Below are 12,534 nucleotides of genomic sequence, written 5' to 3' on the forward strand. Positions count from 1 at the left end.
ATGCACTTTCTGTATTAAAAGTAGTACTTTTATGCTAGTACATCATCAGTTTAAAAAAATAATATAATGAGCTCTTACAACTCTTTACATATTACACTAGTACAAACACCTATTGTTTGGGAAAACCCAGAAGAAAACAGAAATGTGTTATCAAACAAAATAAATGCAATAACCACTGCAACAGATCTAGTTATTTTACCCGAAATGTTTACCACTGGTTTTACAATGAACCCATCTAAAATTGCTAAAAGTGAGGGAGAAAAAACAAGAAACTGGATGCAAACTATTGCAAAAAGCAAACAAATAGCAATTACAGGTAGTATTCTATTTTATGAAAACAACACGTTTTACAACAGATTATTTTTTGTTTACCCTAACGGAACTTATGAAACCTACAATAAAAAACACACTTTTACACTGGCTGGTGAAGACAAGGTGTATAAAGCAGGTACCAAAAAGCTAATTGTAGATTATAAAGGATTTAAAATTTGCCCCTTAATTTGCTACGACTTAAGGTTTCCTGTATGGGCACGTAACACAGAAGATTATGACATATTACTTTATGTTGCAAATTGGCCAAAACAGCGTGTTACAGCTTGGGACACATTGCTTAAAGCTAGAGCTATAGAAAATATGAGCTATTGCATTGGTGTAAACAGAGTAGGTACAGACAACTCTGGATATGAGTACACTGGACATTCTGCTGCTTACGACGTACTTGGCAACCAAATTTGTTTTTCTAATGATGATGAAATTCTACACACTACAATTAACAAACAACACATAATTGATATGCGTAACAAATTAAAGTTTTTAGATGACAGAGATACTTTTACCTTGTAATTTGAAACGTAAGTGTTTCTTCCCAGTTAGCTCTTAAGTTTAATGCAGGTGAATAACTAACTCTTTCTGGAAATGTTTTTTGTAAATAATTACCTGTATCCCACTTTTGGTTTCCGTTGGTATCTTCTACTACTCTAACCTGGTATTCTCCTGGCTTAACATTTTTATACACAAAAGGTTTTGGCTCTGTAGCAAATTGCTCTCTTACAAGCTTACCAGAGCCATCTATTAATTGTACAATTACTGGGTAAGTTACCTCACCAGCCAAGTTTACAGTTAATAAGCTATTTTCTGTGGGATCTACAAAAGAAACTCGGTATTGTATGGTATCATTTACAGCATTAAAAAAGTCTGTAATTGCCTCTGGTAATACTGTAATACTGTACTCGTTTTCTAATGGCACAACCATATCAAAATCTAACCTATTTTTTATAGTATCTAAACTAATTGGCACAAAAACAGGTAATGTATCTTTATCTACTATTTTTATTTTTGATGTGTCTATAGACTTAATTGGTGTATTGGCTGCAACCCAAAATTGGTTTTCTAAACTAATTCTTTTATTAGAAACAGCTGTAAATTTTAATGAGTCTGCAGGAAGTTTTCTTGTTTTAACAATAAATGTATCTAATGTTTTTTGGCGATTACTAACTACATTAAAAATTAAAGAGTCTGCCTCAAAAGGAGTAATCCAATAATTTAGAGTATCTTTTTCTAATTCTTTAGTTACTTTAGTTTTTACACTATCTGGCAAGTAACTTTTCTGAATAATTTCAATATCACTACCATCACCATTGTACCCAAATATTATTTTATTTTTTGATGCATAACTTGGTACAGACATAGAAAAATCTGACACCTCTTTAAACAAATCTAACACATAAATAGAATCTGTTGGTATTGTTATATAGTGATCTAAAAAACCTATTTTATCTATACCCTGATCAAATGTATTGTTATTGCCTTCATCCTTTAATGCAAATAAAGCATACTCACCTTCTTTAAGGTTTTTTAATGAAAAAATATTAGTACTATCTAATGTATTAGTTATGTAATAAGGTGGCTCTTTATAAATAGTAGAATCTGTATACGTACTGTCTACCTTGTACAGCATAACACTTACATACTCGTCTACCTTTTGTTTAAAAGCATCATTTACAACACCAGAAATACTTAAAGAATCTATATAATCTCCTGTAGAAAAAACATAACTTAAAAAACTACTTGGGTTTCCTTCGTTATTATCCTCAATACTTTGTCCAAAATTAAATGTGTAAGTTGTATTTGGTTTTAAAGTGTCTTTTATAGTAATTTCTATATACTTGCTAGCAGAACCCTGTGGCGTAATATCTGGCTGATATTTTAAAGGAGGAGATACAATAAGTTGCTTTTGTATATCTTTTAATTTTATATACTCATCAAACTCCAACCTAATAGTTTTAGATTTAAAATTTATGCTTTTATTAGCAGGTGTAGCCTTTATAAGCTCTGCAGGCGTAATATCTTTTGGTCCGCCAGACGGTGTTCCTCTTCTTGCACAATGCACCAATGCAAACACAACCAACACTAAAAAAAGTAAGCTAAAAATACGTCTTGCCATAACCTAAATATTAACGCAAAGTAACAACAATTTACACAAACATAAAACTATGGCACTACGGCAATTGTTGCTACATAAATTGTTACATTTTTTGCTTTATGTAATGCAGTAGCACAAGCCTCAATTGTAGCTCCGGTTGTTATTACATCATCAACCAATAAAATGGTTTTACCAGCCACATTTTCTTCATTAGTTAACTTGTATAAATCCTGATTTACTTTCCATCTAGAAAACCTATTTTTTTTAGTTAACGTTCTAGTATTAGCAGTTTTAAATAAAACATTTTCTTGGTAACTAGCATTAAAATGCAATGCCAATTCTTGCCCAAATAAGCTAACTTGGTTGTACCCTCTTTTTGTTAATTTTTTCTTATGTAGAGGTACGGGCACAACAATATCTATATCTAAACGTTCTTTAATTGACTGCGCATACCAGCGCCCAAAAAAGGTCCCTAGTTGTTGCTGATTTTTATATTTTAAATGATGAATTATGTTTTTTACCACCCCATTTTTTGTGAAAAATAAGAAAGAATTAACCTTTTTAACATTAATTCTGCCATAAAAAACACGGTCAATTGGGTTTTCATCGGTAAAATTGTACTCGGTAAGTGGTAATTCATTTCGACAAACGGTACAAATTAATCGTTCACCTTTACGCAAAGGTGTATTACATCCAAAACACCCTAAGGGCATTAGTATTTTATTGATATGATTTAGTATATTTGACAACTTATAATGTCCCAAATTTAACCCTACTTAAAATTACCTCCAACTTTTGATGGACTCACAAGATAACAATTTAAAATACAAAGTAATTATAGCTGCGCTTGCGGCCGTAATACTGGGTATATTAATTGCTTTTTATTACAGCAACGCACAGTCCAACAGTAATATAAGTTACCTGGAACGAGAAAAGAAAATGCTTACCGATAAGCTTGCCAATATGCAAGCTAACATAGAAAGTTTATCATCAGAAATAGAAGTAAATAAAATAGATTTAGATGTAGCAAACAATGATGTATCTAGATTATTAGACTCTATTGGGCAGTTAAATTTTGATAGTAAAAAATACGATCAAAACAAAAGAGATTTACGCAGGTGGCAACTTAAGTACGACAGTCTTAACATGAAATACAATGCCTTAAAATATAGCAATGTTGTTTTAAGCGAAACCGTACAAAATGCTAAAAAACGAGCAGAACAATACAAGGCTCAAGCACTTGCTGCTGCGCAGAATGAAGAAGACTTAAAAGATGCCAACAGCAAATTAAATAAAGAATTAAAAAATAAAACATATTTAAAAATTAGAAGCTCTGAGGCTCTAGCTTTTAGAGTGCGTAATGGTAGAGATATTAATACCAATAAAGCAAGTCTAATTTCTAAATTAAGAGCTTGCACTACCATTAGTGGCAACCCAAATGACATTAACATAGAAAAAAGGTTGTACTTACAATTTTTAGACCCTAACAAAAAAGTAATAGCTAACAATGCTAATATTATTAATGTAAAAGGTAATGAGTATAGCAAAGCTGTAGATATTATTTACACAGGTGTTAATGAAGAAATTTGTGAGCACATTAAGTTTCCTACAGGCGCTCTAAAGCCGGGTATGTATACTTTAAATGTTTTTGAAGAAGAAAAATTACTTTCTTCTATAGAATTTGAATTAAAATAATTCAATCTATTAACACTAAAGTTCTATTTTTGCCATATGGCAAATCAAGAAGACAAATTTAAAAAGGTTATATCTCACGCTAAGGAATACGGTTACGTTTTTCAATCTAGTGAAATATACGACGGTTTAAGTGCTGTATATGACTACGCACAAAACGGAGCAGAATTAAAAAACAATATTAAGCAATATTGGTGGAAAGCAATGGTGCAATTGCACGATAACATTGTTGGTATAGACTCTGCCATTTTTATGCACCCAACGGTTTGGAAAGCATCTGGACACGTAGATGCCTTTAACGACCCATTAATAGATAATAAAGATTCTAAAAAAAGGTACAGAGCAGATGTTTTAATTGAAGACTACTGTGCCAAATTAGAAAACAAAATAAATAAAGAAGTTACCAAAGCTGCTAAACGTTTTGGTGAAGCTTTTAATAAACAAGAATTTGTTACTACCAACCCACGCGTTTTAGGTTATCAAGAAAAAATTGATACTATTTTATCTAGAATGGGTAAGTCTTTAGAAAATGAAGATTTAGCAGACGTAAAGAGTTTAATTGAAGAATTAGATATTGTTTGCCCAGTATCTGGATCTAAAAACTGGACAGATGTTAAGCAATTTAACTTAATGTTTGGCACCAAGCTAGGAGCTTCTGCAGACAGTGCTATGGATCTTTACTTAAGACCAGAAACAGCACAAGGTATATTTGTAAACTTTTTAAACGTACAGAAAACTGGACGTATGAAAATTCCTTTTGGTATTGCCCAAATAGGAAAAGCTTTTAGAAACGAGATTGTTGCAAGACAATTTATTTTTCGCCAAAGAGAATTTGAACAAATGGAAATGCAGTTTTTTGTGCGTCCTGGCACACAAAAAGAATGGTACGAGGCTTGGAAACAAAACCGTATTAAATGGCATTTATCTTTAGGTATGGGAGAAGACAATTACCGTTTTCATGACCATGATAAATTAGCACACTACGCAGATGCTGCCGCAGATATAGAATTTAAATTCCCGTTTGGCTTTAAAGAGCTTGAAGGTATACACTCTAGAACAGATTTTGATTTAAGTAGCCACGAAAAGCACTCTGGTAAAAAATTACAATATTTTGACCATGAAATTAACGAGAGCTATGTACCTTACGTGGTAGAAACATCTATAGGTTTAGACCGTATGTTTTTAGCTGTTTTCTCTAATTCTCTTATAGAAGAAGAATTAGAAAACGGATCTACAAGAACCGTTCTTAAGCTACCTGCTGTATTAGCACCAACAAAAGCTGCTATTTTACCTCTTGTTAAAAAAGATGGCTTACCAGATGTTGCTAAAGAAATTATAGAGGATTTAAAGTGGGATTTTAAAGTAATATATGATGAAAAAGATGCTGTTGGTCGTCGTTACAGAAGACAAGATGCCAACGGTACTCCGTTTTGTATTACAGTAGATCACCAAACTTTAGAAGACAAAACAGTAACTATACGTCACAGAGATACTATGGAGCAAAAACGTGTAGCTATAGCAGATTTAAAATCTATTATTAACGCAGAAGTATCTATGAAAGAATGGCTTAAAAAAATATAATTTTAAGTACCTATACAAAAAGAGCTCACTAAAGCATTTGCCAGTAGTGAGCTCTTTTTTTATGACTTTATTTTTTTAAAATCTAAACCCTACAGATAAACCTGCTCTAAAAATAAAATCGTCCTGAAATTCTTTAGGATTTATATTTCTACCAAAACCACCATTTAGCTCTAATGTAAAACGTTCGCTACGTGTTACCCACTTGTAACCACCACCTAAACCAAGAGCTACACCACTGTATTCTCCAACAATTCTAGAGCCCATATCATTGTATTTTTTTTCTCCCTTTAAATACAAACCAAAAGCTTCTGCAAAAGCGCCACTTCTAGGTAAATCTCCAAAGTAAGCTCTAAAGTTTGGTCCAAAACCAAAGCTACCATTGTAATCTTCACCGTCACCATCAAAATGAAGAATTGCACCAACACTAGTATCATCACCTAAAAAATACTCGTATCCAAATTCTACAGAAGTTGTTGCTAAAAACATACCAATGTTAAATTTAATTTCTTGGTTTTTATCAAAATTAGAGTAAGCTTGAGCAAATGCCATTTTGGCTCCCAATAAAAATACTACTACTAATAATCCTTTTTTCATAATGTTAGTGTTTTCTATATCTCATTTTTCAATTGGCAAAAATAGAACTTTTTGTAAGAATCTCTGTCATTCATTTTTCATAGAACCCTTTGTTTTTTCTATTTTTAACCTTTTAATTACATATAATGAAAATAGTATCCTATAACGTTAACGGTATTCGCGCAGCAATTAATAAAGGTTTTATAGATTGGCTTACCGCTACAGACCCAGATGTTATATGCCTTCAGGAAATAAAAGCACTTAAAGAACAGTTAGATTTATCTTTGTTTGAAGAGGCTGGTTACAGCTATAACTATTGGTATAGCGCACAAAAAAAAGGCTACAGTGGTGTTGCTATTTTATCTAAAACAGAACCAGATAATGTTACCTACGGTACAGGTATAGATTATATGGATTTTGAAGGCAGAAATATTAGAGCAGATTTTGGAGATATTTCTATTATGAGTATGTATCTACCATCTGGTACAAATTTGGCTAGACTAGATTTTAAACTAAAATATATGGATGACTTTCAGAAATATATTAATGAATTAAAAAAAGACAAACCTAATATTATTGTAGTAGGCGACTATAATATATGTCATGAAGCTATAGATATTCATGATCCTGTACGCAATAAAAACGTATCTGGATTTTTACCTGTAGAACGCGAGTGGATTGGAAATTTTATGGAAAGCGGATTTATAGATAGTTTTAGACACTTTAATAAAGAGCCACACAACTACTCTTGGTGGAGCTACAGAGCTAACGCAAGAAACAATAATAAAGGTTGGCGATTGGATTACGGTATGGTTAGCAAAACCTTAGAAAACCGCTTAAAAAGAGCTGTTATTTTAAAAGAAGCTAAGCACAGTGACCACTGTCCAATTTTAGTAGAACTAAAAAACTAAACACCTAAACCAACTTTTAAATGGCACCACAACTACTAAACCCAAAAGATTTTGAAGCCTTAATAAACGGTAAAAGAGTAGCGCTATACACTTTAAAAAATGCGCAAGGCTCTATTGCACAAATAACAAACTATGGCGGCACTTTAGCATCATTATGGGTAAAAGACAAAAACAATGATTTTAAAGATGTTGTTTTAGGATATAAATCTTTACACGAATACCAAACCAATCCTAATGCCTATTTTGGCAGTATTGTGGGTAGATATGCCAACAGAATTGCAAAGGGTAAATTTACACTAGACAACAAAACATACAATTTAGCTGTTAACAATGGTGAAAACCACTTACACGGTGGCACAACAGGTTTTGATGCTGTTGTTTGGGATGCTAAGCAACCTACCGGAGATACGCTAGAATTAACCTACGTTTCTGCAGATATGGAAGAAGGTTACCCTGGTAACTTAGCGGTTAAAGTACAATACCACCTAACAGATAAAAATGCCATAAAAATTAAATATTGGGCAATTACCGATAAAATAACGGTTGTAAACCTAACAAACCACTCTTATTTTAATTTAAAAGGAGAAGGTAATGGCGACATTTTAGATCATAAACTACAAATTAATGCGTCTTCTTTTACAAGTGTAGACACAACTTGCATACCTACAGGAGAACTAACAGCTGTAAATGATACACCTTTGGATTTTAGAAAAGAAAAAACAATTGGCAAAGATATTAATGCAGATTATGAGCAGTTAATTATTGGTAATGGCTATGACCATAACTATGTTATAGACCAAAACACAACTTTAAATTTAGCTGCTACAGCAACTGAGCCAAGTACAGGTATTACTATGGATGTATACACTACAGAGCCAGGAGTGCAATTGTATACGGGTAATTTTATAAGTGATAAGCTAGTAGGTAAATCGGGTAAAAAATACCATCCTAGAGCTGCTTTTTGTTTAGAAACACAGCATTATCCAGATAGTCCTAACAAGCCTCAGTTTCCTACTGTGGTATTGCGTCCTAAAGAAGAATACCACAGCGTAACTTTATATAAATTTAGTGTAGCAAAATAGTTTACTTATTAGCAACTACTTTGTACGTTGGGTCTTCCATTACATTTACATCAATAATATCATCTGCATTACACAACAAACGTATACAATCTTTACTTAAATGCCTTAAGTGAACCTTTTTACCCACTTTAGCATAACGTTCTGTTATCTTATTTAAAGCTTCAATACCACTCATATCGGTAACCCTACTTTCTTTAAAGTCTATAATTACTTTATCTGGATCACCTTGTACGTCAAATTTTTCATTAAATAATGTGGTAGATCCAAAAAATAAAGGCCCGTATATCTCATAGTGCTTAACTCCGTCTTCATCTACATACTTTCTAGCTCTAATTCTCTTAGCACTTTCCCAAGCAAATACCAATGCAGAAATTATTACTCCTATTAATACAGCTAAAGCCAAATTATGTAAAAATACAGTGATTAAGGTAACCAATATCATTACAAAAATATCTGGTTTAGGCATTCTTCGTAAAGCCTTAAAGCTAGCCCACTCAAAAGTACCTACAGAAACCATTACCATAACACCAACTAATGCAGCTATAGGCACAAGCTCTATTACCGGCGCTCCAAACAATATAATAATCAATATAGTTAACGCAGCAATTATACCAGATAATCTTGCTCTTGAACCTGCAGATAAGTTTACTAAAGTTTGTGCAATCATAGGGCAACCACCCATTCCGCCAAAGAAACCGTTTAATATGTTTGCCCCACCTTGAGCTACACACTCTCTATTACTATTTCCTTTTGTTCCTGTAATTTCATCTACCAAGTTTAACGTAAGCAAACCTTCAGTTAAACCTACAGCTGCCATTATTAATCCGTAAGGTAAAATAATTTTAAAGGCTTCTAATGTAAACGGAATAGTAGGAATGTGAAAAGAAGGTAATGTACCACTTAGCGATTTTAGTGGCTCTCCTGGTAATGTATCTTGATTTATAATATCTACTACTTGTTTGGTTTCTATATTAAAAAAATACACTACTAAAAACACAACAATAATTCCTATTAATGAAGCTGGCACTGCCTTAGTAACCTTAGGAACAAAAACAATTATTGCTATTGTAAACAATACCAAACCTAGCATAGTATACAATGTCTCACCTGTTAGCCAAACTGCTGCATCTCCCACACCTGCCTTAAATTGGTCCATTTGAGCCATAAAAATAATTATAGCTAAACCATTAACAAACCCAAACATTACCGGCTGTGGAACCAAGCGTATAAACTTACCTAGTTTTAAAAGACCTATTATCATTTGAATAACACCTGCCAAAGCAACTGCTGCAAAAACATATTCTAAACCGTGAGAGTTCATTAACGCCATAAGGACTACTACGGTTGCACCAGCTCCACCAGAAATTAATCCTGGTCTACCGCCAAATATTGCTGTTACTAATCCCATAATAAAAGCACCGTACAAACCTACTAAAGGCGAAAAACCGGCAAGAATAGCAAACATTAATGACTCTGGAATCATTGTCATTGCCACCGTTAATCCTGCTAAAATTTCATTTTTATAATCTACCTTCTGCTGGAAATCAAATAAATTTAAATACTTTTTCATTTTAGCCTATAAATTAAGGGCGCAAAAATAGTCTTTATTACGCTTTTAGAGAAATAAACTCTATAAAACTAAGAAACACACCTTAAAATTATAAAAATCTAACACTACTCACTACCAAAACGTTTCTTAGCTTTGTAGTAAACACAACTATACAATGGCAAAACAAGACTTTACACTTATAGGAGCTGGCATTATGAGCGCAACGCTTGGCGTTTTATTAAAACAACTAATACCAGATGCTAAAATAGCTATTTATGAACGTTTAGATAAAGTAGGCGCAGAAAGCTCTGATGCTTGGAACAACGCTGGCACTGGGCACTCTGCCTTTTGTGAGTTAAACTACACACCAGAAAATGAACAAGGAGAAATAGATATTTCTAAGGCATTAAAAATTAGTGAATCTTTTGAGGTGTCTAAACAACTTTGGGCTTATTTGGTAAAAAACAATTTACTTCCTGCAGAAGATCCTTTTATTAATGACATTGACCATATGAGTTTTGTATGGGGTGATGAAAATTTAAACTTCTTAAGAAAAAGACACAAAGCACTTACAGCTTATCCTATTTTTAAAGATATGTTGCATTCTGAAAATTATGATGAAATTAAAGAATGGGTACCTTTAATGATGACAGGCCGTAGCAAAAACCAAACTATAGGAGCCACAAGAATGCCTATAGGTACAGATGTAAATTTTGGAACTATTACCAGAGGGATGATTGCCTATCTGCAGTCTTGTGATGGTGTAGAAGTATTTTTAGGTCACCAAGTAGAAGATATTGATGATAAAAAAGATGGCACTTGGGAAATAGAGGTTAAAGATTTACATACAGATAAAGAAAAAACAATAGAAAGTAATTTTGTGTTTATTGGTGCTGGTGGTGGTGCTTTAAAACTATTAGAAAAATCTGATATTCCTGAAGCAGATGGTTACGGTGGTTTTCCGGTAAGCGGACAGTTTTTAAAATGTAATAATCCTGAAGTTATTTTACAACACGAAGCCAAAGTATACGGCATGGCAGAAGTTGGCGCACCACCAATGTCTGTTCCGCATTTAGATACTAGAATGCTAAATGGCGTACGCTCTTTACTTTTTGGACCATATGCTGGTTTTTCTACAAAATTTTTAAAAAATGGTTCTTATTTTGATTTACCATTGTCTATAGATGCACATAATATTTTTCCTATGCTTAGGGCTGGTTTACACAACATATCACTAACCAAATACTTAATAGAACAAGTTGTACAGTCGCCAGAAGAACGCTTTAAAGCATTAGAAAAATACTACCCAAATGCTAAAATTGAAGACTGGGAGCTTATTACAGCTGGGCAACGTGTACAAATAATTAAAAAAGACGCCAAAGAAGGTGGCGTGCTTAAGTTTGGAACCGAGATTGTAACCAACAAAAACAAAACGTTGGCTGCTTTGCTTGGTGCATCACCAGGTGCATCTACATCTGTATCTATAATGTTATCTGTATTAAACCAATGTTTTCCAATGCAAGTAAAATCTAAAGCTTGGCAGCAAAAGTTAACAGAAATGATTCCGTCATTAGGACGTTCACTAATTACAGATGAAAAACTATGTATAAACACAAGAAATTATACAACGGCTATTTTAAAATTAGAAGACCAATAAACATAAAAAAACCGCCTTAAACATACTACTGTTTAAGACGGTTTTACAACTAATAACCAACCTAAAAATTCTTTTTATTTTATACGCTGTCTCTTTACTGTTTTTACACTGTTAGTAGACTTTGTTCTTTTTTTATCTGTAGTAGATACATCACCTTTTAAGTATTGTATGTATCCTATTCCTGTAAATTCATAAACCGTGCCAGAATTTGGATGGTACAGTTCTATTGTACTATCATTAATAACATAAAACTCAAAATAATCATCACCCAAAAAATCATAATCTAGTTCTAGCAACTTTAAGGTTTCATCTCCTTCTACATCAAACACCTTATACTCACCTTCATAATCCCAATGTAAGTTTCTTGGTCTGGTACCATTATTATCTATAGATGACCTAAAAACATCGGCATTACCATCTGTAAAAAATTGCAAAAAGTTTTCTGCATCAAAATCATTTATAGCACCTTCTTTACTTGTGTATGTTTTTTCCCAAGCATCATATTCCTGTAAAAAGTATTTTAAATTATCATAAAAAACATAATCATAATCAAACGTACTTTGTCTGTACCCCCTTAAGTAGTATGATGTGTTTGTGGCAACATCTAACAACTCTAATGTATTGCTATTTACCACATACACTTCTAGTGGCCACCTACCATCTACACTATGGTTTACTCGTATACCATCATTAAAAACATCATAATTACCAACATCTACACCATAGCCGCCACCGGTTTTACCAATACCAACAATATTATTATTAGCATACAAACGGCCATTGTTAAATGTTATAGTAAATGCACGTTGTAAAAAAGGAACTTCCCCGTTACCTTGTGTTGCGTTAATATCTACATACCAAAGGTCATATTTATGTATTGCGTGTTCTACAGAAAATCCTGGTTCTATAAAATCGTCTTCTATTATTATTTCAGAATAGCATGATGAAACTAAGGTTCCCAATAACAGTAATCCTAATAGTAATTTTGTTTTCATAATAAAAAATGTATTGGTTCTGCCAAGTATAAAACAAAGGGCGTGCCAAAAATTTTAAATCACTAATTTACA

11 protein-coding genes are annotated in these 12,534 nt (G+C 32.9%); 6 read left to right on the forward strand and 5 right to left on the reverse strand.

Annotated features, from left to right (window positions below; all coding sequences use genetic code 11):
* The first annotated feature begins 66 nt into the window (after positions 1-66).
* Positions 67-843, forward strand: coding sequence for a nitrilase family protein (locus KLA_RS10195; protein ID WP_013620669.1), 777 nt, complete (start codon positions 67-69; stop codon positions 841-843).
* Here the strand turns inward: KLA_RS10195 and KLA_RS10200 are convergent.
* Positions 833-2,443 carry an Ig-like domain-containing protein gene (locus tag KLA_RS10200; RefSeq protein WP_034645601.1) on the reverse strand — a complete coding sequence of 537 codons (1,611 nt, stop codon included), beginning with the start codon at positions 2,441-2,443 and terminating at the stop codon, positions 833-835. The two genes, KLA_RS10195 and KLA_RS10200, sit on opposite strands and share 11 nt — an antisense overlap.
* 47 nt (positions 2,444-2,490) lie before the next feature.
* The gene (locus KLA_RS10205; protein ID WP_013620671.1) at positions 2,491-3,135 is read right to left on the reverse strand and encodes a ComF family protein; all 645 of its coding nucleotides are present in this window, start codon (positions 3,133-3,135) and stop codon (positions 2,491-2,493) included.
* Between the two features lie 85 nt (positions 3,136-3,220).
* On the opposite strand from KLA_RS10205, the gene KLA_RS10210 reads away from it, so the two are divergent.
* Both KLA_RS10210 and KLA_RS10215 read left to right on the forward strand, forming a co-directional pair.
* Complete coding sequence (locus tag KLA_RS10210; protein ID WP_013620672.1) at positions 3,221-4,117, forward strand: hypothetical protein; 897 nt, start codon at positions 3,221-3,223, stop codon at positions 4,115-4,117.
* Between the two features lie 36 nt (positions 4,118-4,153).
* Positions 4,154-5,695: a glycine--tRNA ligase gene (locus tag KLA_RS10215; RefSeq protein WP_034645605.1), complete on the forward strand. Its 1,542-nt coding sequence runs from the start codon at positions 4,154-4,156 to the stop codon at positions 5,693-5,695.
* 75 nt (positions 5,696-5,770) lie between these two features.
* Here the strand turns inward: KLA_RS10215 and KLA_RS10220 are convergent, their stop codons facing one another.
* Positions 5,771-6,289: a hypothetical protein gene (locus tag KLA_RS10220; RefSeq protein WP_013620674.1), complete on the reverse strand. Its 519-nt coding sequence runs from the start codon at positions 6,287-6,289 to the stop codon at positions 5,771-5,773.
* Between the two features lie 125 nt (positions 6,290-6,414).
* On the opposite strand from KLA_RS10220, the gene KLA_RS10225 reads away from it, so the two are divergent.
* Positions 6,415-7,179: an exodeoxyribonuclease III gene (locus KLA_RS10225; RefSeq protein WP_013620675.1), complete on the forward strand. Its 765-nt coding sequence runs from the start codon at positions 6,415-6,417 to the stop codon at positions 7,177-7,179.
* A 20-nt stretch (positions 7,180-7,199) separates the two neighbouring features.
* Positions 7,200-8,261, forward strand: coding sequence for an aldose epimerase family protein (locus tag KLA_RS10230; protein WP_034645608.1), 1,062 nt, complete (start codon positions 7,200-7,202; stop codon positions 8,259-8,261).
* Between the two features lies 1 nt (position 8,262).
* Here the strand turns inward: KLA_RS10230 and KLA_RS10235 are convergent, their stop codons facing one another.
* The gene (locus tag KLA_RS10235; protein ID WP_034645611.1) at positions 8,263-9,831 is read right to left on the reverse strand and encodes a SulP family inorganic anion transporter; all 1,569 of its coding nucleotides are present in this window, start codon (positions 9,829-9,831) and stop codon (positions 8,263-8,265) included.
* A 154-nt stretch (positions 9,832-9,985) separates the two neighbouring features.
* Between KLA_RS10235 and mqo the strand changes: the two genes are divergently transcribed.
* The gene (gene mqo, locus KLA_RS10240; RefSeq protein WP_034645612.1) at positions 9,986-11,467 is read left to right on the forward strand and encodes a malate dehydrogenase (quinone); all 1,482 of its coding nucleotides are present in this window, start codon (positions 9,986-9,988) and stop codon (positions 11,465-11,467) included.
* Between the two features lie 74 nt (positions 11,468-11,541).
* Here the strand turns inward: mqo and KLA_RS10245 are convergent, their stop codons facing one another.
* Positions 11,542-12,462 carry a hypothetical protein gene (locus KLA_RS10245; protein WP_034645615.1) on the reverse strand — a complete coding sequence of 307 codons (921 nt, stop codon included), beginning with the start codon at positions 12,460-12,462 and terminating at the stop codon, positions 11,542-11,544.
* Positions 12,463-12,534: the final 72 nt, after the last annotated feature.

This window comes from Cellulophaga geojensis KL-A (assembly GCF_000568425.1).
In the GTDB taxonomy this organism is placed as follows: domain Bacteria; phylum Bacteroidota; class Bacteroidia; order Flavobacteriales; family Flavobacteriaceae; genus Cellulophaga; species Cellulophaga lytica.

Bases quoted from the DNA above. Each gene is read 5' to 3' on its own strand.
- KLA_RS10195 (WP_013620669.1), top strand. From the start codon at position 67: ATGAGCTCTTACAACTCTTTACATATTACACTAGTACAAACACCTATT.
- KLA_RS10200 (WP_034645601.1), bottom strand. From the start codon at position 2,443: ATGGCAAGACGTATTTTTAGCTTACTTTTTTTAGTGTTGGTTGTGTTT.
- KLA_RS10205 (WP_013620671.1), bottom strand. From the start codon at position 3,135: ATGCCCTTAGGGTGTTTTGGATGTAATACACCTTTGCGTAAAGGTGAA.
- KLA_RS10210 (WP_013620672.1), top strand. From the start codon at position 3,221: ATGGACTCACAAGATAACAATTTAAAATACAAAGTAATTATAGCTGCG.
- KLA_RS10215 (WP_034645605.1), top strand. From the start codon at position 4,154: ATGGCAAATCAAGAAGACAAATTTAAAAAGGTTATATCTCACGCTAAG.
- KLA_RS10220 (WP_013620674.1), bottom strand. From the start codon at position 6,289: ATGAAAAAAGGATTATTAGTAGTAGTATTTTTATTGGGAGCCAAAATG.
- KLA_RS10225 (WP_013620675.1), top strand. From the start codon at position 6,415: ATGAAAATAGTATCCTATAACGTTAACGGTATTCGCGCAGCAATTAAT.
- KLA_RS10230 (WP_034645608.1), top strand. From the start codon at position 7,200: ATGGCACCACAACTACTAAACCCAAAAGATTTTGAAGCCTTAATAAAC.
- KLA_RS10235 (WP_034645611.1), bottom strand. From the start codon at position 9,831: ATGAAAAAGTATTTAAATTTATTTGATTTCCAGCAGAAGGTAGATTAT.
- mqo (WP_034645612.1), top strand. From the start codon at position 9,986: ATGGCAAAACAAGACTTTACACTTATAGGAGCTGGCATTATGAGCGCA.
- KLA_RS10245 (WP_034645615.1), bottom strand. From the start codon at position 12,462: ATGAAAACAAAATTACTATTAGGATTACTGTTATTGGGAACCTTAGTT.